General features: G+C 38.5%; 20 protein-coding genes, 1 tRNA gene, 1 other RNA gene and 1 other annotated feature. Of the genes, 6 read left to right on the forward strand and 16 right to left on the reverse strand.

The window, feature by feature from the left end:
• Nucleotides 1-549: 549 nt before the first annotated feature.
• The 7 genes from BM098_RS11000 to BM098_RS11030 all read right to left on the reverse strand — a co-directional run bounded on the left by BM098_RS11000 (nt 550) and on the right by BM098_RS11030 (nt 5,183).
• A complete protein-coding gene (locus BM098_RS11000; RefSeq protein WP_089833294.1) occupies nt 550-768 on the reverse strand; it encodes a YaaL family protein in 219 nt (72 codons plus the stop codon).
• A gap of 21 nt (nt 769-789) precedes the next feature.
• Nucleotides 790-1,386, reverse strand: coding sequence for a recombination mediator RecR (gene recR, locus BM098_RS11005; protein ID WP_089833295.1), 597 nt, complete (start codon nt 1,384-1,386; stop codon nt 790-792).
• An 11-nt stretch (nt 1,387-1,397) separates the two neighbouring features.
• A complete protein-coding gene (locus tag BM098_RS11010; protein WP_089833298.1) occupies nt 1,398-1,718 on the reverse strand; it encodes a YbaB/EbfC family nucleoid-associated protein in 321 nt (106 codons plus the stop codon).
• 29 nt (nt 1,719-1,747) lie between these two features.
• Complete coding sequence (gene dnaX / locus BM098_RS11015) at nt 1,748-3,442, reverse strand: DNA polymerase III subunit gamma/tau (RefSeq protein WP_089833300.1); 1,695 nt, start codon at nt 3,440-3,442, stop codon at nt 1,748-1,750.
• A gap of 178 nt (nt 3,443-3,620) precedes the next feature.
• Nucleotides 3,621-3,886: signal recognition particle sRNA large type (gene ffs / locus BM098_RS11020), an RNA gene on the reverse strand.
• A 64-nt stretch (nt 3,887-3,950) separates the two neighbouring features.
• Nucleotides 3,951-4,544, reverse strand: a complete 594-nt coding sequence (gene tadA / locus BM098_RS11025) for a tRNA adenosine(34) deaminase TadA (protein WP_089833302.1) — start codon at nt 4,542-4,544, stop codon at nt 3,951-3,953.
• 96 nt (nt 4,545-4,640) lie between these two features.
• Nucleotides 4,641-5,183, reverse strand: coding sequence for a hypothetical protein (locus BM098_RS11030; RefSeq protein ID WP_089833305.1), 543 nt, complete (start codon nt 5,181-5,183; stop codon nt 4,641-4,643).
• A gap of 218 nt (nt 5,184-5,401) precedes the next feature.
• On the opposite strand from BM098_RS11030, the gene BM098_RS11035 reads away from it, so the two are divergent.
• Together BM098_RS11035 and BM098_RS11040 are read left to right on the forward strand one after the other, a co-directional pair.
• Complete coding sequence (locus BM098_RS11035) at nt 5,402-6,028, forward strand: deoxynucleoside kinase (RefSeq protein ID WP_089833307.1); 627 nt, start codon at nt 5,402-5,404, stop codon at nt 6,026-6,028.
• A 27-nt stretch (nt 6,029-6,055) separates the two neighbouring features.
• Entirely contained in the window at nt 6,056-6,715 is a 660-nt protein-coding gene (locus BM098_RS11040; protein ID WP_089833309.1) for a deoxynucleoside kinase, read from the forward strand.
• Nucleotides 6,716-6,867: 152 nt separating this feature from the next.
• On the opposite strand, the gene BM098_RS11045 is transcribed toward BM098_RS11040, so the two are convergent.
• The 8 genes from BM098_RS11045 to BM098_RS11080 all read right to left on the reverse strand — a co-directional run bounded on the left by BM098_RS11045 (nt 6,868) and on the right by BM098_RS11080 (nt 14,772).
• The gene (locus BM098_RS11045; protein ID WP_089833311.1) at nt 6,868-7,329 is read right to left on the reverse strand and encodes a hypothetical protein; all 462 of its coding nucleotides are present in this window, start codon (nt 7,327-7,329) and stop codon (nt 6,868-6,870) included.
• A gap of 326 nt (nt 7,330-7,655) precedes the next feature.
• The gene (locus BM098_RS11050) at nt 7,656-8,555 is read right to left on the reverse strand and encodes a helix-turn-helix domain-containing protein (protein ID WP_159430174.1); all 900 of its coding nucleotides are present in this window, start codon (nt 8,553-8,555) and stop codon (nt 7,656-7,658) included.
• Nucleotides 8,556-8,580: 25 nt separating this feature from the next.
• Nucleotides 8,581-9,399 carry a pyrroline-5-carboxylate reductase gene (gene proC, locus BM098_RS11055; RefSeq protein WP_089833315.1) on the reverse strand — a complete coding sequence of 273 codons (819 nt, stop codon included), beginning with the start codon at nt 9,397-9,399 and terminating at the stop codon, nt 8,581-8,583.
• Between the two features lie 430 nt (nt 9,400-9,829).
• A tRNA-Ser gene (locus BM098_RS11060) sits at nt 9,830-9,922 on the reverse strand.
• Nucleotides 9,923-10,060: 138 nt separating this feature from the next.
• Nucleotides 10,061-11,341, reverse strand: a complete 1,281-nt coding sequence (serS, locus tag BM098_RS11065) for a serine--tRNA ligase (RefSeq protein WP_089833317.1) — start codon at nt 11,339-11,341, stop codon at nt 10,061-10,063.
• Between the two features lie 123 nt (nt 11,342-11,464).
• Nucleotides 11,465-11,677 (reverse strand) — a binding site (T-box leader).
• A gap of 28 nt (nt 11,678-11,705) precedes the next feature.
• Nucleotides 11,706-12,302: a pyridoxal 5'-phosphate synthase glutaminase subunit PdxT gene (pdxT, locus tag BM098_RS11070; RefSeq protein WP_089833319.1), complete on the reverse strand. Its 597-nt coding sequence runs from the start codon at nt 12,300-12,302 to the stop codon at nt 11,706-11,708.
• 25 nt (nt 12,303-12,327) lie between these two features.
• Nucleotides 12,328-13,212 carry a pyridoxal 5'-phosphate synthase lyase subunit PdxS gene (gene pdxS / locus BM098_RS11075; RefSeq protein WP_089833320.1) on the reverse strand — a complete coding sequence of 295 codons (885 nt, stop codon included), beginning with the start codon at nt 13,210-13,212 and terminating at the stop codon, nt 12,328-12,330.
• 240 nt (nt 13,213-13,452) lie between these two features.
• Complete coding sequence (locus tag BM098_RS11080) at nt 13,453-14,772, reverse strand: D-alanyl-D-alanine carboxypeptidase family protein (protein ID WP_089833322.1); 1,320 nt, start codon at nt 14,770-14,772, stop codon at nt 13,453-13,455.
• A 275-nt stretch (nt 14,773-15,047) separates the two neighbouring features.
• Here BM098_RS11080 and BM098_RS11085 point away from each other — a divergent pair, with 275 nt between their 5' ends.
• The 4 genes from BM098_RS11085 (at nt 15,048) to BM098_RS11100 (ending at nt 18,858) form a co-directional block, all read left to right on the forward strand.
• Nucleotides 15,048-16,055: a metal-binding protein ZinT gene (locus BM098_RS11085; protein WP_089833324.1), complete on the forward strand. Its 1,008-nt coding sequence runs from the start codon at nt 15,048-15,050 to the stop codon at nt 16,053-16,055.
• Nucleotides 16,056-16,076: 21 nt separating this feature from the next.
• Nucleotides 16,077-17,291 carry a metal ABC transporter solute-binding protein, Zn/Mn family gene (locus BM098_RS11090; protein WP_089833325.1) on the forward strand — a complete coding sequence of 405 codons (1,215 nt, stop codon included), beginning with the start codon at nt 16,077-16,079 and terminating at the stop codon, nt 17,289-17,291.
• An 83-nt stretch (nt 17,292-17,374) separates the two neighbouring features.
• Complete coding sequence (locus BM098_RS11095; protein WP_089833327.1) at nt 17,375-18,070, forward strand: metal ABC transporter ATP-binding protein; 696 nt, start codon at nt 17,375-17,377, stop codon at nt 18,068-18,070.
• Nucleotides 18,028-18,858 (forward strand): iron chelate uptake ABC transporter family permease subunit, encoded by an 831-nt coding sequence (locus BM098_RS11100; protein ID WP_089833328.1) that lies wholly within the window; start codon nt 18,028-18,030, stop codon nt 18,856-18,858. The genes BM098_RS11095 and BM098_RS11100 overlap by 43 nt, the downstream gene beginning before the upstream one ends.
• A gap of 79 nt (nt 18,859-18,937) precedes the next feature.
• On the opposite strand, the gene guaB is transcribed toward BM098_RS11100, so the two are convergent.
• Entirely contained in the window at nt 18,938-20,410 is a 1,473-nt protein-coding gene (gene guaB, locus BM098_RS11105; RefSeq protein ID WP_089833330.1) for an IMP dehydrogenase, read from the reverse strand.
• Nucleotides 20,411-20,771: the final 361 nt, after the last annotated feature.

The following is a 20,771-nucleotide window of genomic DNA, read 5'->3' on the forward strand; positions in this document are numbered from 1 at the left end:
ATGAGTAATTCTTTACTCTGGTTTCAAGCACTAGCTTGTCTTACTTTATTTCTTAACTTTACTGTGTGTGTTATTCAGTTTTCAATGGTCAAATATTTTCGCTGTCGTTTTGTCGACAACTACTTAACTATAACATATCTCTTGAGAATAAGTCAATAACTTTTTCCAAAAAAGTTATTTTCAATCAATATTTGAAATGGCCTCTCAAAAGACTGCCTAAATAATATACCATGAATACCTTTTTGAATGCAAGGATTAATTACAAGTTTTTAAAAAAACTTACCTAATAATTGATTCCCTCATTAAACACATTTAAAAGGTGAGGCTTTTCATCAAGACTAAACTTACTCGATCATATTCACCGAGCATCGTTGTTTTCCCTCACCATCATGAGATTGAGCGGACGCTTACGATTATACGATGCAAATATTATATAACCTTAAAACTCTATTCTTTCCATTCTATTCCCCCATCATAATGCTACCATTGCATTTTTACTGTTATGCTACCGTTAGAACTATATATGAAGAAACTAAAAAAGAACGCCCATCATTTTTGACGGGCGTTCAAGTGTAGACGTCTTGCTTCTTTTAATAAGAAGAAATACTTTATTTCTGCAATCTTCAATTGGTACTCACCTTCAATGGATGGATCTAAACTGCGCTCCATCACATCTTTAACTTGCATCCACTCCGACTGCAAACGATAAATGTCATCCAGTAATGCTTGTTCATATTGTTTTTTCTTTTGGTTTGTACGAAAGCTCATCAGCAACACATCACTTTCAGATTATAATTCACGCCGGCCTTCTAATGCCTTTGATAAAGTCACTTCATCTGCATATTCTAAATCCCCACCCATTGGTAAACCATGTGCAATTCGGGTAATCCGAATACCTGATGGTTTAACCAGACGAGAAATATACATCGCTGTTGCTTCACCTTCCACATTAGGGTTTGTTGCGAGAATAAGCTCTTCGACTTTATCATCTTTTAATCGTTTAATTAAGTCAGGAACATTAATATCCTCTGGTCCAATCCCATCCATCGGTGAGATAGCTCCATGAAGGACGTGATATCGACCATTAAATTCACGCATCTTTTCCATCGCAATAACATCTTTAGGATCTTGTACGACACAAATAACGGAGTCATCGCGGGTATGATCACTACAAATCTGACAAGGGTCTTGATCGGTAATATGACCACATACACTGCAGTGCGTAAGTTCTCGCTTTGCATTGACTAATGCTTTCGCAAAATCTAACACATCGTTTTCTTTCATATTTAAAACAAAAAAAGCCAGTCGGACCGCAGTTTTCGGTCCGATTCCTGGCAATTTAGTAAAGCTATCAATCAGCTTTGAAATTGGTTCAGGATAATACATATAATCTCTCCTTAGAACATTCCCGGAAGATTCATACCTTGAGTGAATTTACCCATCTTCTCGTTTGATGTTTCATCCACTTTATTTAATACTTCATTTGTTGCTGCAATGATTAAATCTTGTAACATTTCAACATCATCTGGGTCAACAACTTCTTCATTGATTTCTACATCAACGATTTCTTTCTTACCATTAGCTGTTACTTTAACCATACCACCACCGGCAGTTGCTTCAAAGCTCATTTCTTGTAATTCCTCTTGAGCTTTCATCATATCTTTTTGCATTTTTTGCATTTGTTTCATCATTTTGTTCATGTTTGCATTTCCACGCATGTTGTTTTCCTCCTTGTAATTAAAAAACTTTAGTCTTCATGTATTTCTAATAAATCGTCACCAACTAATTTTCGTGCCTCTTCAACAACGGGATCTGTTTCTGCCTCTGGTTCTTTTTTTTCTCCTGAATCTTTTGCTTTTAATTTTTGTTCTTTAATAAAGTCTTCACGCAATTTTATCCACGCTTCTTCAGGAATTGGGATAAACGACATTTGGTGTCCCGTTGCTTCTAACAGAATCGCTTCAATTAGTTCACGGTGCTCGAGTGCTAATGAACAGTGAATATCATACTTGAAAGCAATCACCAAGTTATCAAACGAAGCTGCTGCTGGCTTAGCATCTTGTAAAGTCGCATGAGCCGGCGCACTTTTCTGTTTCACTTGTTGTAACACATTCGCCCAAGCGCGTTGTACGTTTTGTAAGTGTTCTTTTTCTGCCTTTTCTAACGTGAGGCGGATTTTCTCGAACGGTATTTTATAGTTACTCTTACTTTGTGGTGTACGCTTTTGTTGACGCTTAGGTGATGCATTTTGCTCATGCTTTATTCCTTGTTCTTTTAACACACGAAGTTCTTTTTCTAGTTTACCAAGCTTTTCAGTTAACTGCAAAATGTGTGAATCATTCGCCACTGACGACGCTTGATCTTCTTCGGTTAGTTTTAATACACTAATCTCGATAAAAACTTTCGGACTCGTTGTCCACTTCATCTCTTGTTGACAGTGATTCCATTCGCTAATTGCTTGTTGAATCCAGTGTGGATCCAGTTGATTGGCGAGCTCCTTAAAAGCCTCATCCGGGATTGCTCGCTCTAATTGATCAGCGAGAGTTGGTGCTGCTCGGTACATGAGTGCATCTCGTAAGAAATATATTAAATCATGAATCAAACGACCAGGATCTTTTCCTTCTTGAATGAACTGATCGACAAGGCTAAGAGCTGTGCTCACATTTTTATCAGCGAGGGCTGCTGTGAGTTGTTGGAGTTTTGCTTGTGAGACAGAACCGGTAATCTGTAACACATCTTCTAATGTCACTTCACCATCACTATACGAAATTGCTTGATCTAAAAGGCTGAGCGCATCCCGCATCCCACCCTCTGCTGCAAGCGCAATTTGATGGTAAGCTTCATTACTGACGGTCATGTCTTCATGAGCCATAATCACTTTCATTCGTTCAATTAATGCTTGTTGCGTAATCCGTTTAAAATCGAATCGCTGACAACGCGAAATAATTGTTAAAGGAATTTTATGTGGCTCTGTTGTTGCTAAAATAAAAATCACGTGTTTTGGCGGTTCCTCTAGCGTCTTTAATAACGCGTTAAACGCACCCATTGATAACATATGTACCTCATCGATAATGTACACCTTATAAGGGACGGATGTTGGGGCATATTTAACCTTATCTCGTATATCACGAATCTGTTCGACACCGTTATTAGAAGCAGCATCAATTTCCATCACGTCAGGAATTGCTCCTGACTGGATACCTTTACAGCTGGCACACTCTAAACATGGCTCTTTCGTTGGGGCATGTTCACAGTTAATCGCCTTCGCAAATATTTTTGCCGCACTTGTCTTTCCTGTCCCTCGTGGACCAGTAAACAGATAAGCATGTGAGAATTTATCTTGTACGAGAGCATTCTGTAATGTTCGTGTTATATGTGTCTGTCCGACCACATCTTCAAACACTTGTGGGCGAAAGACACGATATAGGGCTTGATAGCTCATATATCCGGATCCTCTCTTCGTGTTAAGTCTCTTTTTATTATAACTGAAACATACAGAAGATGCATCAGTAATTCGCCCTTCATTTCATCAATTAACAGGACGACGTCTATTTATAATGAATAGAAATCCATAAAAAAACCCCTCACAGAATGTGAGAGATTTCTTTTCATTATGTATACCGTGCACCCATCGTCGACCACACAACACCAAGCGTTACATAGGTTCATGACTCAGCCCAGGCTTCCCCACGGCACACGAGAGGTCACTGCTTACTGCTGCTTCCTTCCGGATCTGACAGGATTCACAGGTTCCCGTTGCGCAGGACCCAAACGTCAACACCAATTCCCTATGGCAGACCTTAAAATTGTGGGCCTCAGATGGGGGTTCAGTCTCGCTACAGCGGATTGCGAGTACAGAGCACCGCTACCTCCCCACCTAGCACGGCAAGAATAAGTATAACGTGTTTAGTTAAAAAATGCAACGCCCACACTTAAAAAGATAGATCTTTCTATGATTGATCAGACGAATGATCATCTTGTTTCGTTACTGGAAAAGGAATCACCTGTCGATCGGTCATTTTGTTCTCCAGTTCCGCTTGTTTTTCACTTTGTCGTGCTTGCTTTTCACGTTTTTTCTTTTCCCGCAACTGTTTAAAGAAGTTTTGTAATAACGCCCCACACACTTCTTCTTCCACACCACTCGTTACCTCGACTTGATGATTGAAACGATCATCTTGTAATAAATTCATTAATGACCCGGCACACCCTGCTTTTGGATCAAGCGCACCGAACACAACCCGTTTGATTCGTGATTGAACAATTGCCCCAGCACACATAGGACACGGCTCAAGTGTTACATAAAGGGTACAATCTTCTAAGCGCCAACTATTAAAGTGTTGATTACCTTGGTCAATGACAATCATCTCTGCATGAGAGGCAGTTGTTTCTAATGTTTCTCTTAAGTTGAAACTAGAAGCAATTACCTCACCTTCATGCACAAGAACAGCACCAATCGGAACCTCGCCAATGGCTTCTGCTTTTAACGCCTCTTGAATCGCCAACTGCATATAGTAGTGATCATTTTTTATCGTAGTACCTGTCATTATCCACTCATCCTTACATTGCTGATATCAGTATAAATCTTTTCTCATTCTAACATGAAATCATTTATACGTCAGAAACAAAGAGGTGTTGACCTATTATTCCGTGATTTTTTCAACGCTATGAACGGGCAAGGATTCAAAAGTTGTATAGGACGCGTCCCATTCAGTAAAGTGTACCCAAAAGGTCGTATGACTGACAAAACCATCAATTTCTTTTCGTACAAATCGAATCGCTTTAGCATACTCATCTAATACTTTTACGTCTTCTACTGGCTCTTGTGTATCTTTTACTATCGTTAGTACCGGCATGTCTGTTTCATCCGCATGAAGAATTGACATATCTTGAACGACATCATAGTTATCAAGCCAGCCAAAACCATGTGTTGTTTCTTTTAATATTGATACCGACATCCCACGGGTCGATGTCGTAAACACATACACATAAGGAGGCTTTAATTCATAATGAACGATCGTCTCTTTTGGATAACTATGGTCTTCCATCGCTTGTTCAATGGACGCAATACTATGTGTTGTTTCTGTCTCGTTGTTTTCATTACGCTCTGGTTCTTGTGTGTCAACTGACACACAGGCTGACATTACTATAGCACTTAACCCTATAACGACAATTAATTTTTTCACTGACTATTCACTCCCTCTCACTCTATAGTAACATATGGTTATAGATATATCCAAAAAAAACCATATTAATCAGTGTTTACTAAATCTTTTTTAACGATTTTTCCTCTCTCAACACAGAATGACAAATATTCAGTTAAACTACTCACACTTACTGAGTAATTATGTTAAAATAGTTGTTTGTAATAGGAAGTGACCGAATATATTAGGAGGAAGAGGTAATGACACATGTCCCTTTTATTGCGGTTGAAGGGCCCATTGGCGTGGGCAAAACATCGCTATCAAAAAAAATTGCTGCACACTTTGATTTATACTTACTAAAAGAAATTGTTGAAGAGAATCCTTTCTTAGGTAAGTTCTATGATGATATTGATGCTTGGAGTTTTCAAACAGAAATGTTTTTCTTATGTAATCGGTTTAAACAGTTAGAAGATACCGAAAAAGATTTTCTTAATCAGAAAAAACCGGTAGTGAGTGATTATCATATTATGAAAAATATGATTTTTGCTAAGCGTACGTTAAAAAATCATCAACTCGATAAATATGAACAAATTTATCAAATTCTCACAAAGGATATGCCATTACCAAATGTGATGATTTATTTAGATGCCTCACTTGATACGTTACTTGAGCGGATTGAATTAAGAAATCGACAAGTTGAAGAAAATATTAAGGCGAGTTATTTAAGTCAACTACGCCAAGACTATCAAGATTTTATGGATCATTTTGAAAAGAATCATCCCGAAATTCCCGTTATTCGTATTAACGGTGATGACATAGATTTTATTAAACATCAACGTGACTTAGAGACAATCTTTGATCATCTCGAACCCTATTTAACAAAATAAACAGTAGTATTAAAGGAGTTTAGACAAATGAATTTAAGAGAAAAGTACAATATACCCCATGACTCAGTTATTACAATTGCGGGAACAGTAGGGGTTGGAAAGTCAACTATGACACATGCCCTTGCCAAAGCACTTGATTTCAGAACATCTTTAGAAAAAGTCGATACAAACCCTTATCTTGATAAATTTTATAAAGACTTTGAACGCTGGAGTTTTCACTTACAAATTTACTTCTTAGCAGAACGCTTCAAGGAACAAAAACGTATTTTTGAGTATGGTGGTGGTTTTATCCAAGACCGCTCGATTTACGAAGATACCGGTATTTTTGCTAAAATGCATTATGAAAAAGGGACGATGACACCGACAGACTATGACACATACAGTAATCTCTTTGATGCAATGGTCATGACCCCATACTTCCCACACCCTCATTTACTGATTTATTTAGAGGGTACATTAGATGATGTGGTCGAGCGTATTAAAGTGCGTGGACGTCCAATGGAGCAAGCAACACCCGTCACCTACTGGGAAGAGATGCACGGCCGTTATGAAAACTGGATTAACAGCTTTAATGCTTGTCCAATCTTGCGTTTAAATATTAATGATTATGACCTGATGAATGATGAAACATCTGTTGAACCAATCTTAGAAAAAATTAGCTTATTCATTAATCACTCTCGGTTTTAAAAGACCATGCATATTAACTCAGAAAACACCGTTAAATCAAAGACGTAAGTCTCCTGATTTAACGGTGTTTTTTATAAGTGTTGAATTAACTGCTGTAACTACAGTTCAATTATGCCTCACTTACACTTTTGGATCAAAGCTGAAATATATCACTAAACAACAGGTTGAAATATATCTGCCACCATATATTCTTGCCTATCATTGATTAGCACTGTAATAACTTCCCCAGTTGTTTGTAAGTCATGATCATACGTATATAAAGCTAATTTAGAATAGGCATAATGAATAAGTTCAGCAGGACCTTTAAATTTTAAAGCAACACACTTCGGAAATTCGAGCCGGTCTTTAGTGATATAGTGCTCTTGATGTTCTTGGTAATCATGCGCTTGTGTTAACAAAGCATAATCAGTTAACAACGTGCCATCATCATGAAGCTTTAACTCATGATGAATTGTAACCAAAGGACCAAACTTTTGAATACGACTCTTCTCTGTTTGACTGACAAAAGCACGGAATTTGCCATCCGTTTTATCTATAGAAATTGCTTGATGTTTCTTCATCAGGACCTTCTTAAAAACGAGCTGCTCTTCTTCTTTTACACTTAACTCAATCATACGACACCCTCCGTCGGTTATATTAACAATTATGACAAAAGAGCTGACAGTTAGACATCTGGCATTTAATGTATAGCTCTTCTCTTAGAGCGTATCATAGATTATCTTTTTGTTAAAACGCCGTAAAAACCTCCTGTTCTTGAATTTTATTAGAAGGTATCGGTTTTCCTCTCTTTTTCTAAGGTTTTGTCATCGAATATAATCATAGTTATATTTTTGTTAAATGATCGTCCTTTAATCACTCTTTTAATACTTAAATACCAAATAGCGAGGATAGTAAAGCCAATGCTTTACTATCCTCGCTATTGTTACGTTCACTATTTGCATCATGTTATAATGTCGTCTTTAAGGGCTGTCAATTTCTCGTCCACAACCTTAATAAATGCAGGTCTTTTCCCTATTTGGAATAACTGCTTAGCTGTTTGATAAGCGTTATGAGCAAGCTCTCTTTTTTCTAACGTTTGATAGTTCTGTCCTTGTTCATAATACAATTCACCAAGTAAATATAAGATTTCTTCGTTGATACAGACGTTGATCCCTTTTTTACAATAAGCAATTGACTCCTCATAATCCTGATTTTTAAACAACGATTTAGCTAATCCATAATACAAGCGAATTTCTACTCTCCGGTCGGTGATCTCAATCATTTCTTTAAAGTGACGAATCGCTTGTTTATACTTTTCAATCGATTGCCTGTAATCTTTAATTTCATTATAAATAATCGCGATACTGTTAAGAATCTCGACTTCTTGTAATGTTGTGACCGTGTCTTTATTTTTATTCGTTAGTTTAAACGCTTCTTCAAGAAAAGCGATAGATTTTTCATGCAATTGATCAATATAAAACGTGAGTATGCCTTTATGCCAAAGAAAAAATTGATAATCGTAATCTGATTGAAAGACATTGTTTTTCGCTTCAAATGTTAAAATTCTCTCAACCTCTTCATAATTACGATTACGAATCTCTTTCCTTATTTGATTTTTTACCTCTTTTAAATAATTTGATTGAGACTCATAGACATGTTCAAAAAACCCATGAAGATCTACACCGAGCTTCTCAGCGATTTCATAGAGTGTCGTCGACAACGGAATCACGAGCCCTTGTTCGATTTTACTGATTTGTGCCTGTGTGCCGATGCCTTGTGCTAGTTCGACTTGCGTAAGCTGAGCCTGTTTGCGTAATTTTTTTATGTTCTTACCAATAATTTGAGCTTTGCTGAGTTGCATTATATGCATCACCTTCATTAGTATTTTATGATTCATCACCTTGCGATAGCTCAATTGAACGCTCATATGCCCCGTGCACACCTTTTTTAATCGCTGTTTTCATCTCATGTTGGTCAAAAGTGAGAATGGCCCGTTCTGTTGTGCCGTTCGGACTTGTAATGTTTTTTCGTAGTAGCGCTGGGGATAAATCAGACGTCTCTAACATTTTAGCTGCACCACTGATGGTTTGGGTCACTAAATCTTTGGTGATGTCTTCTGATAACCCTAAAGCAATACCTTCTTCAAGTATGGCCTCTACCATGTAATAAAAGTATGCTGGTCCACTTCCACTAACAGCCGTGACCGCATGTAAGTCTTGTTCATCGACTTCAACAACAGAGCCAATCGCTTCAAAAATCGTTGTCGCAAAACTTACGGCTTCATCATCCGCAAATGTTCCGCGACTGAGTCCGGTTGCGCTAAGACCGACCTTAGCACTTGTATTTGGCATCACTCGAATGACTTTAACCGGTTGTGACAGTAATCCTTCGATGGTCGTAGTTTCAACACCTGCCATAACAGAGATTACGAGCGCATCCACTTTAATATAAGGCTTGATTGAGGCAATCGCTTCTGCTTTATCCTTTGGTTTGACTGAAAGAACAACCACATCACTCTCCTCTACAACCGCTTGTGTCTTTTCGTTTGTATTAATACCATACATTGTCTTTAAATAATGTAATTGATCTAGGTTGCCCTTATTCGTCGCATAAATAGCGGCTGGTGTAAACGTCTCTTGATCTAGCACTCCACTAATAATGGCTTCTGCCATTTGGCCTGCGCCGATAAATGCGATCTTTTTCATTCATTATTCCCCCTTTAAATCTATCCTTATTTTAGCTTTTCTCATGATTATTGTCTAACTATTCTGATCTATTCTCTATCAAATCACTATACCTCATTTAAAATCAAACATGACAATATTAAGAAGATAAACAGTTATTAATACAGTGATGATTTAACGGACACCAATGAAACAAAAGCAGATCAGGTAGCTGTATCATAATTACCCAGCGAAAGAAAGATTTCATAAGATTGGAACAATTTAAGGGTTATGATTTAGTAGTTTAAACATTAACCAATGACCTTTATTTATATCATTCGTTTTATAAAAAAACATAGCTCAAACATAATCAAACAAAGTCCGCGCTCAACAATAGCTGCGGACTTCGTTTTTTACGTATTTAAAAACACTTAGTCAAAAGACTAAGTGTTAAAATGTCGTTAAAATAATATGGCGGAGGAAGAGGGATTCGAACCCCCGCGGGCCGTGAAGCCCCTGTCGGTTTTCAAGACCGATCCCTTCAGCCGGGCTTGGGTATTCCTCCGTGATCTGACGACAAAATATATAATATCAGTTCTAGCCATAACTGTCAACATGTTTACTATATTTTTTTATTCTTTTTAAGAAAGTATGACAACGCTGATGGATTTCATCAGCGTTGTCATTTTTTTTTATCCGTTTTTTACTTCGGTGAGATAACAGTTTTACCACCCATATAAGGCTGTAACACGGTAGGAATCGTAATAGATCCGTCAGCATTTTGATAGTTTTCTAAAATAGCTGCGACCGTACGACCAACCGCTAGACCTGAACCATTTAACGTATGGACAAATTCTGGCTTCGCTTTATCTTCACGACGGAAACGAATCCCACTACGACGTGCTTGGAAGTCTTCAAAATTTGAACAAGAAGAAATTTCACGATACGTGTCATTGCTTGGCATCCAGACTTCAATATCGTACTTTTTCGCAGCGGTAAAGCCTAAATCAGCTGTACACATACTTAGGACACGGTATGGCAATTCAAGCTTCTGCAAGACCGTTTCTGCGTGCCCTGTGAGCTCTTCTAAACGATCATATGATTCTTCTGGTTTAACAAACTGTACGAGTTCAACTTTATTGAACTGATGTTGACGAATCAGACCACGGGTATCACGGCCAGCTGAACCCGCTTCAGAACGGAATGACGCACTATATGCAACAAATTTCTGTGGCAGTTGATCGATAGATAAAATATCATCACGGTAATAATTTGTTACCGGCACTTCCGCTGTTGGGACTAAGAAATAATCCCACCCCTCTATCTTAAAAGCATCCTCTTCAAACTTTGGTAGTTGACCCGTCCCAGTCATACTGTCACGGTTCACCATATAAGGAGGTAACATTTCTTCATATCCATGTTCCTCAGCATGTAGGTCCATCATAAAGTTAATCAATGCACGTTCTAAACGAGCACCTAAGCCTTTATAAAACACAAACCGACTGCCGGTCACTTTGGCTGCTTTTTCAAAATCAAGTAACCCGAGTTCTGTCGCCAGTTCCCAGTGAGGTTTTTGTTCAAAGTCGGTGTTAGGTACCTCTTTCCACTTACGCACTTCAACGTTGTCATCTTCTGTTTCACCAATTGGCGTTGACTCGTGAGGAATGTTTGGAATCGACAACATCATGAGTTTCAATTTCTCTTCTACTGCGCGTAACTCGTCATCAATGGCCTTAACCTCGTCACCAACGGCACGCATTTCATTAATCTTTTCATCAGCATCTTGTTTATTTTTCTTTAACGCTGCAATCTCTTTAGTGACTGTGTTACGTTTTGCTTTTAGTTCTTCTGTTTTCGCAATCAGCTCACGACGTTTCGTATCAAGCATCTCAAATTGATCAAGATCTGATAAATCTTCCCCGCGGTGTGCGAGTTTTGTTTTTACCTCTTCAAAATTTTGGCGTAAATACTTAATATCTAACATATTTTTTCCTCCTTGTAATTGTGAAACACTTGCGTTGTGTTCCGGCAGTGATTGACACACTATTTTCATATCACTTTTTAAACTCAAAAAGCATACAAAAAACTCCCATCCCTAGACTGTAACAGTAGGGACGAGAGTTGTATTTCCCGCGATACCACCCTGATTGAAGACAGACCTGTCTTCCGGCTCTTTAGATAACGGCTTTTAACCGGATATGTTTGTTGACCACATATCACTCTGAGAATGGATTCACTTCATTATTCCATCAGTTCGCACCAGCCACTGACTCTCTTCTTGTAAATAAGTAAGTTACTTGTTTCTCATTAACACTTTAACATATTGAAGTTATTCAAATCATACAAAATCATTGACTATCTTGCAAGTCTTTTTTTGATTCTTTCACTTTTTCAACAAAATAATGAGCTAAACGATGATCTTTTGTTAATTCAGGGTGAAAGGCTGTACAAAGAAACGGCCCTTCTTCTGCCGCGACAATCGCGTCATCATAAGTTGCTAGTATTTTCACACTTTCACCGACACGTTCAATATAAGGCGCGCGGATAAAGACAGCATTAAAATTTTCAGCCACACCATCAATGGTAAGCGCCGCTTCAAATGAATCCTTTTGACGACCAAACGCATTACGTGTGACTGTAATATCCATCAGCCCTAAATGAACGGTTGATTGATTGGTGATCTCTTTTGCGAGTAAGATCAGACCGGCACATGTACCAAAGATTGGCTTGTTATTTTGACCGAATTGACGTAACGGTTCTAAAAAACCGTATTGATCAATCAAACGTCGCATCGTTGTGCTTTCACCACCTGGTAAAATTAAGCCATCAATCTCATCTAACTGGGCAATCTTTTTCACTACAACTGCATGGGCACCACTGGCTTCAATCGAACGAACATGTTCTCTTACAGCGCCTTGTAATCCTAATACACCAACTGTTACCATAGCTAAACGTCCTTTACTTTATAAATTACCAACCACGGTCTTGCATACGCTCATGTGGTTGAATCGTTGAAATTTCGATCCCTTTCATCGCTTCACCTAAACCTTTAGACACTTTCGCGATGAGCTCATAATCTTCAAAGTGCGTTGTTGCTTCGACAATCGCTTTAGCAAATTTGGCTGGGTTATCTGATTTAAAAATACCAGACCCAACAAAGACACCATCAGCGCCTAATTGCATCATAAGTGCTGCATCAGCAGGTGTAGCGACACCACCAGCAGCAAAGTTAACGACTGGCAAACGACCTTCTTCTCTAATTTGAAGAAGTACTTCATACGGCGCACCTAAGTCTTTAGCGTATGTCATGACTTCATCTACTGACATAGTCACAAGCTGACGCACTTCTGCGTTGACTTGACGCATATGGCGGACTGCTTCCACAATGTTACCTGTCCCTGGTTCACCTTTTGTACGTAACATCGATGCTCCCTCACCAATACGGCGAGCCGCTTCACCTAAGTTACGGCAACCACAGACAAATGGTACGGTATAATCTTTTTTATTTAAGTGAAAGACCTCATCAGCAGGTGTGAGTACTTCACTTTCGTCAATATAATCCACGCCCATCGATTCTAATACACGGGCTTCAACGATGTGACCGATACGTGCTTTGGCCATAACCGGAATCGATACCGCATTCATAACCTCTTCAACAATCGTTGGGTCAGCCATACGTGCCACACCACCCGCTTTTCTAATATCAGAAGGTACACGCTCCAATGCCATAACAGCCACTGCACCTGCTTCTTCTGCGATTTTTGCTTGTTCAGCGTTGACAACGTCCATAATGACGCCACCTTTTTGCATTTCAGCCATGCCTCGTTTTACACGATCTGTTCCTACATTTACCACTCTAATTCCCCCTCGTGTATTGACCAACATTTTTTAAGAAATTCCAATTTAAAAAAGATTCACTCTTTTTCGATAGCTTTCATTTTATCCTATGACTAGCGCTTTCGCAACAATTTTTAACTCAACATGTGATAATGCTTACCTTCACACTCTGAATTAGCTATTATTTAACAAAAAAACACGTCAAAAACTATTTGTGACAGTTTTTGACGTGTTTTTATTTACATTTTATATATAGGATTAGAACCAACCTGTGACAGTATCAGCTACCACTTGATAAAGACTGACAAAGAAGTCGCCAATCACGCCAAGTACTAACATAAACCAGTTGTCTTTCTCAACAGCTGCTGTGGTTACGAGTTCCACCGTTTGTTGATTTTTAGCTGGGTCAATATTTCCGTAATCTTCTTCACCACTGTAGACGAGTGTCGCTGTACCAACGACGGTACCTGCTTCTATTGGCGCAACCAGTGCACCATTTTTATCCAAATTATCTTCATTTAACGTATACGTTAATGAGTACAGCTCTTCTTCCTCATTTTTTACCATCCGTGACACATCTTCTTTAAGGGCGATATTAACAGTGTCAGCTTTACCTTTTGCTACCGGTAATGTTTCAATACCTTCTACCGTCTCATCAGCAGTAAATAACGTCACATCAGTGAACTGATTAAAACCATAGTTCATGAGTTTAATCGTTTCTTCAAAACGTGCACCATAGCTATCCGTTCGCATCACCACTGTAATAAACCGTTGATCACCGCGTAAAGCCGTTCCAGTAAAACAATAACCGGCTTCAGACGTATAACCTGTCTTTAACCCGTCAACACCTTCAAAAGCATACTGGGCAAAGTTATCCTTATTCCACGGTAACATCCAGTTTAAATTTTTTAATGGCTGACCGTCTAGTTCTGAAAGCATCGTACTTGAGAACTCAAGCACCTCTGGGTAGTCATTAACTAAGTGATAAGCTAACTTCGCCGTCGCGCGGGCTGACATTAAGTTATCTTCCTCAGCACCCGTACCTTCAGGACGATTATCACCTAAACTCTTATTATTTAATCCGGTTGAATTCACAAATTTAAAATCGATCAAACCAAGTTCTTCCCCTGTTTGGTTCATCAACTTCACAAATTCTGATTCAGACCCTGCCACAAGTTCAGCTAAGGCAATGGTGGTCGCATTATCAGAAATAATTGCCATTCCTTCATACAATTGTCTAACGGTATAGTCTTGACTTTGGCGTAAGCCAATACCAGAAAATGATGTATCAGCTGAAATACTGTACGCGTAATCACTGATTTGCGTTGTCGTCTCCCACGTGATTGTACCTTCATCAATCGCTTCCAGCACTAAATATTCGGTCATCATTTTTGTCATACTTGCTGGTGGCAATTTAATATCGGCATTCTTACTAAATAACACATCACCTGTCTCTGCATCGACAATGATACCTGATTCTGCTTCTAAATCGCTAACGGCTGATACATCAACAGATGTCCCAAAACCAATGATTAACACTAATATACATATACTTAATACTTGTCCTAAACGCTTCACTGTTTCTTTACCCCCAAAATTCTTTTGTCTTTGTTATTTTATCATAATGACATGAAGAATGTATCTACTTTTTGATTGGTTTTTATAACTATTTATTCCAATCTTCCGATACATCCTATATTAAAAAGTGCTGTTTACTCAACTGACATTCCTTCTACTGGTAATATGCCAGATAAAAATAGCCGTTGACACGTTGATTATTTTCATGATATATTGTAAATCGTAATCATTTCGATTAGTAATGATTACGATTTACAATATAGGAGGAATCATATATGAAAAAGAATACAGTCTTTACCGGTTTTATTGTTGCAGTCTTATTGTTTTTATTAGTAGCATGTCAAAATAACTTAGAGGAAGAACAGGAAACAGCAGCTGACAATCTACATGATGTACCTGTTCAAGCAACAATTGATGGCTTAGCTAACCATTATCACACAGACGATTCAATTGAACTTATTGTTCGTGTGGATGAAATTAATGACTACAGCCATTGGCACTGGTACACGAGAGTAGCAGAAGAAGCATGGACAGAATCTGCTGATTCGACTAACGTATTTCATGCCGTGGCAGAAATAAACGAATTAGAAATTAAGGCCATCTTATTTGATGATGAACACCAACCATATCTTCAGTCTGATGTTGTGACGGTTGTCATTGATGATCACGAAGGTGACCACGACCATGCAGGTCATGACCACGGAGATGATGACCATGCAGATCACAACCATGCACATGATGAAGAAACTGAAGCTGTTTATAATGGTTACTTCGAAGACAATGACATTGAAGATCGTACGTTAGCGGATTGGGAAGGCGACTGGCAATCGGTTTACCCTTACTTACTTGCTGGTGATTTAGACCCTGTGTTTGAAAAAAAAGCTGAAGATGGGGAGATGTCAGCAGCAGACTATCAGGAATATTACACAACAGGTTATGAAACAGATGTTGAACGTATCACAATTGAAGATGATACCTTTACTTTCTATACATCAGACGATGAGATGTCAGCTTCTTACACATATGATGATTATGAAATATTAACTTATGAAAAAGGAAACCGTGGTGTTCGCTATAGCTTTAAACGCTCATCAGGCGATGAAAATATGCCACAATACATTCAGTTCAGTGACCATGCGATTCGTCCGCAAACAGCTCATCACTTCCATTTATATTGGGGAGATAATCGAGATGAACTTCTCGAAGAAGTAACAAATTGGCCAACTTTTTATCCAGCACATTTAGATTCAGAAGGACTTGTTCATGATATGTTGGCACACTAATAATATGAAAGTGGGATACAGATGAAACACATTCAATATATGATCATTGTGATGAGCTTTATTGGGTTACTTCTTGTAGGATGTGATGCATCTGACAATACAAATGATAAAAAAGCACATTTAAACGTTGTTACCTCTTTTTATCCTATGTATGATTTTTCAAAACAGGTTGCCGGAGACCGTGCCGATGTAACCATGTTATTGTCTACAAATCAAGATGCTCATGTGTATGAGCCAAGTGCCAAAGATGTTGCCACTGTCTCAGAAGCTGATATTTTTGTCTATAGCAGCGATGAAATGGAGTTTTGGGCACAACGATTACTTGACGCCGTTAACTCAGATCAACTTATTGCCACCAAAACATATACATTTGATTCAATAACTGATCATGAAGATGATGGTGACTTTGAAGAAGATAACCAAACATACAGTGAGTCATCTCCAATTACCATTTCCGGCCTTCAAGGACATTATCACACTGGAGATGTTATCACTCTTAAAGCTGATATCGCACAAGAGCCATCAAATACTACATGGTTATGGTATAAGAAAACTGCTGCGGCAGATGATTGGACAATAATTGATCAAGCCAATTCAAACGTATTAGAATATCAAACGGATGGAGAAAACCTTAAAATTAAAGCCGTATTAGAGGACGAAGCAATGAATATCGTAGCTGAATCTAATGCTGTAGCTGTATTAATTGATGACCATGAAGGTATTGATCCTCATGTTTGGCTTGATCCGGTTAAAGCTCAAGATCAAGTAAATGTTATTCGTGATGCTTTTATTTCAGCTGACCCAGAAGGTGAATCGATATACACAGAGAATGCCCGGTTATATAATGCACAACTTCAACAATTGCACGAATCATATGAAGCAGCCTTTCGTGAGGCTGAAAATCGTCTTTTTGTCGTTCAGCACCAAGCCTTTGGTCATTTAGCTGAACGTTATCAACTCAAGCAACTTTCGATTGGTGGACTATCAACCGAAGTGGAGCCAAGCCCTTCTCGTATCGCAGAAATTAATACGTTAGTTGAGGCATTCGATATACCGGTTATTTACTATCAGAATGGCGCAAATTCAGCGATTGCTCAAACAGTCGCAACAGAAACCGACACTAACGTTGTTGTCTTATATGACTTTGAGACACTGCCAGAATCCGTTGATGAAGACATAAGTTATTATCAATTGATGTTAGAAAATTTAGAGGCATTGAAACAGTCTATTCATTAATGTGGTAAACAGTCCCTTATACTAATCAACGTATAAGGGACTGTTCACATAGACCATAATTCATACATTGAAAGGAGCCAATCATGCCCTATATAACTGTAAGAGACCTCGCTTTTAAATATGGGACAGAAACAGTCCTAACTAACATTTCTTTTGATATTTATGCAGGTGATTTTATGATCTTAACTGGTGAAAACGGTGCTGCTAAATCAACACTTTTAAGAAATATACTTGGCTTGCTTAAACCAACGCAAGGCACTGTTACTATCGCAAAACTAAATAACCAAAACAAACCTTTAACACTTGGTTATGTACCTCAACAAGTCGCTTCATTTAATGTTGGATTCCCTAGTACCGTATATGAACTTGTCCAATCTGGACGTTTCCAAAATGGGCGTTGGTATAAGCGATTAAGCCAAGTAGATAAGCAACACATTAAATCTGCTTTACTAGCTGTTGGTATGTGGGACATGCGTCATAAAAAGATTGGCGATTTATCTGGTGGACAAAAACAGCGGATATCGATTGCCCGGACATTTGCAACCGATGCTGATGTCTACGTATTAGATGAGCCAACGACCGGAATGGATAAAGCCTCACGAGAAGCCTTTTATCAACTACTTAAACATAGTTGTACTTACCACAAAAAGGCTGTTCTTATGGTTACCCATGATTACCATGATTTGCAAAACTATGCGAATCGACATATTACCTTAACACGAAAGGAGGGGACACCTTGGAGATGTTTTTCCATGGATTCATGCAAAGAGCTTTCTTAGCTTCTTTCTCTATTTCAATCATCGCCCCGATTCTCGGACTCTTACTCATCTTAAGACGGCAATCTTTAATGGCTGATACATTGTCTCACGTATCTCTTGCGGGTGTTGCTCTCGGCTTATTACTCGGTGTAAACCCAACATGGACAAATATTTTAGTCGTCATCATACTTGCTATCATTTTAGAATATTTACGTACCATTTATCGCAGCTATTCTGAACTTTCAGTCGCCTTACTCATGTCAGCTGGTATGGCTATTGCCTTATTTTTGATGAGTTTAAATCAAGCAAAAACATCGGTTAATATTACGCAATTTTTATTTGGTTCTATCGTGACAATCAGTCAAGAACAGCTGATTTTATTAGTAGGGCTATCGATAATTATTGCTTTATTATATGTCTTCTTTAGAAAACCATTGTATGTACTCACCTTTGATGAAGATACAGCTTTTACCGCAGGTCTCCCTATTAAACGCATGTCAATTTTATTTAATGTGCTAACAGGGATAACCATAGCTGTCTCTATGCCGATTGTAGGTGCCCTATTAGTGTCAGCCATTATTATTTTACCAGCTGCAATTGCTTTAAGAATCAGCCATCATTTTAATGGCGTCATTCTAATTGGGATGGTTATTGCTATTAGTGGCATGACGAGTGGATTAATTTTATCTTATCAGTTTAGTACACCACCAGGTGCATCCATCACGTTAGTTTTTATTGCTATTTTCAGTCTGACATTACTTTTCAGAACATTTTTAAATATACGGAAAAATAGAAAGACTGTCGTCTGATAATAAAAAAGACTAAGTCCTCCCTTTATCAATCAATGTTGGATAAAGGAAGTCACTTAGTCTTTTTATCATATATTAATTATTGTACTGAGTAGTTTGGTGCTTCTTTCGTAATTTGAACATCATGTGGGTGTGATTCACGTAACCCAGCACCTGTCATACGCACAAATTGTGTGTCATTTCTAAAAACATCCAAATCAGGACTACCACAATAGCCCATACTTGCGCGTAAACCACCAAGTAATTGGTGCACCGTATCAGCAAGAGGCCCTTTATAAGCAATTCGACCTTCAATACCTTCAGGCACAAGTTTTTTTGCATCGTTTGTATCTTGGAAATAACGGTCTTTTGAACCTGACTTCATCGCTGATACAGACCCCATCCCGCGGTAAACTTTATAGCGACGCCCTTGGAAGATTTCTGTTTCACCAGGTGATTCATCTGTACCCGCAAACAGACTCCCTAACATAACCGCGTGTCCACCAGATGCGAGAGCTTTGGCGATATCGCCTGAATATTTAATCCCACCGTCTGCGATGACGGGTACGTTGTATTCAGCTGCGGCGATAGCACAGTCATGAATAGCGGTAATTTGAGGGACACCGACACCGGCAACGACTCGGGTCGTACAAATAGAACCAGGACCAATACCGACTTTCACAACACTGGCACCCGCTTCAATCAGATCCACCGTTGCTTCTTTTGTTGCGACGTTACCTGCAATAATCACTAAATCAGGATAGAGTGCGCGAATATGTTCCACTTGATTAAGCACACCTTTAGAGTGACCGTGTGCCGTATCAATGACAAGGGCATCAATACCCGCTTCCACAAGTTTTTCAACTCGTAACTCGGTATCAGCTGTCACACCAACCGCAGCCCCGCATAGTAAGCGACCTTGGTTATCTTTGGCGGAGTTAGGGAATTCAATCACTTTTTCGATATCTTTAATGGTGATAAGGCCTTTTAATACCCCATTTTCATCAATCAATGGTAGCTTTTCAATTCGATGTTTTTGCAAGATTTGACTCGCTTCGTCGAGTGTTGTGCCAACAGTTGCAGTCACAAGATTTTCAGAAGTCATCACATCTTTAATTTGAATAGAATAATCTTCAATAAAACGCATGTCGCGGTTCGTTAAAATACCAACGAGCACTTGCTCTTCACGATTATTAACAATCGGCACACCAGAAATACGGAACTTACCCATTAAGTGCTCAGCATCAAAGACTTGATTCTCAGGCGTTAAGAAGAATGGATTCGTAATAACACCACTCTCAGAACGCTTGACCCGGTCCACATGTTCCACTTGATCTTCAATCGACATATTTTTGTGGATGATGCCTAAACCACCTTGACGTGCCATCGCAATCGCCATCTCCGCTTCAGTAACTGTATCCATACCTGCACTAATCAACGGAATATTTAACTGTAAAGTCTCTGCTAGCGACACTTTCAGTGAGACATCTCGTGGTAATACCTCTGATTTACTTGGCATTAATAATACATCATCAAACGTTAAACCTTCTTTTGTAAATTTGTCCTCCCTCATGTTGCGCCTCCTCTATAATTTTAGATTATTTTTTCTCTCTGTTTTAACTTATTGTTACTTACAATACGACAACGGCAACTGTTTTTCAAGCTTTTTTATTAGGAATCTAAAACTTTTTTTTAGAAAAACGGTTGTATTAATTGACAAAAAATTCAGATTAATTGTATAATGGTTCGTTTGATAATTAAAAGAAAGTTCGCTTCGTTTTCATATGATGCCGATTCGATTAATGTGTTAAATAATCGCCGTAATGAACAAGACGATCCCGGGAGTTTGACACTTCATTTCTTTAAAAGCACTCTTAAGCCTTGATATGGCTTATTTTTTATGTCAAATTTCGACTTTAATTATTGAGTACTAT

It is taken from the genome of Halolactibacillus halophilus (genome assembly GCF_900115605.1).
Classification (GTDB): domain Bacteria; phylum Bacillota; class Bacilli; order Bacillales; family Amphibacillaceae; genus Halolactibacillus; species Halolactibacillus halophilus.

Coding starts and splice junctions, on each gene's coding strand:
- BM098_RS11010 (WP_089833298.1), bottom strand. CDS start 1,718: ATGCGTGGAAATGCAAACATGAACAAAATGATGAAACAAATGCAAAAA.
- recR (WP_089833295.1), bottom strand. CDS start 1,386: ATGTATTATCCTGAACCAATTTCAAAGCTGATTGATAGCTTTACTAAA.
- BM098_RS11050 (WP_159430174.1), bottom strand. CDS start 8,555: ATGCAACTCAGCAAAGCTCAAATTATTGGTAAGAACATAAAAAAATTA.
- BM098_RS11085 (WP_089833324.1), top strand. CDS start 15,048: ATGAAAAAGAATACAGTCTTTACCGGTTTTATTGTTGCAGTCTTATTG.
- pdxT (WP_089833319.1), bottom strand. CDS start 12,302: ATGGTAACAGTTGGTGTATTAGGATTACAAGGCGCTGTAAGAGAACAT.
- serS (WP_089833317.1), bottom strand. CDS start 11,341: ATGTTAGATATTAAGTATTTACGCCAAAATTTTGAAGAGGTAAAAACA.
- guaB (WP_089833330.1), bottom strand. CDS start 20,410: ATGAGGGAGGACAAATTTACAAAAGAAGGTTTAACGTTTGATGATGTA.
- BM098_RS11040 (WP_089833309.1), top strand. CDS start 6,056: ATGAATTTAAGAGAAAAGTACAATATACCCCATGACTCAGTTATTACA.
- BM098_RS11000 (WP_089833294.1), bottom strand. CDS start 768: ATGAGCTTTCGTACAAACCAAAAGAAAAAACAATATGAACAAGCATTA.
- tadA (WP_089833302.1), bottom strand. CDS start 4,544: ATGACAGGTACTACGATAAAAAATGATCACTACTATATGCAGTTGGCG.
- BM098_RS11045 (WP_089833311.1), bottom strand. CDS start 7,329: ATGATTGAGTTAAGTGTAAAAGAAGAAGAGCAGCTCGTTTTTAAGAAG.
- BM098_RS11035 (WP_089833307.1), top strand. CDS start 5,402: ATGACACATGTCCCTTTTATTGCGGTTGAAGGGCCCATTGGCGTGGGC.
- proC (WP_089833315.1), bottom strand. CDS start 9,399: ATGAAAAAGATCGCATTTATCGGCGCAGGCCAAATGGCAGAAGCCATT.
- BM098_RS11095 (WP_089833327.1), top strand. CDS start 17,375: ATGCCCTATATAACTGTAAGAGACCTCGCTTTTAAATATGGGACAGAA.
- BM098_RS11090 (WP_089833325.1), top strand. CDS start 16,077: ATGAAACACATTCAATATATGATCATTGTGATGAGCTTTATTGGGTTA.
- dnaX (WP_089833300.1), bottom strand. CDS start 3,442: ATGAGCTATCAAGCCCTATATCGTGTCTTTCGCCCACAAGTGTTTGAA.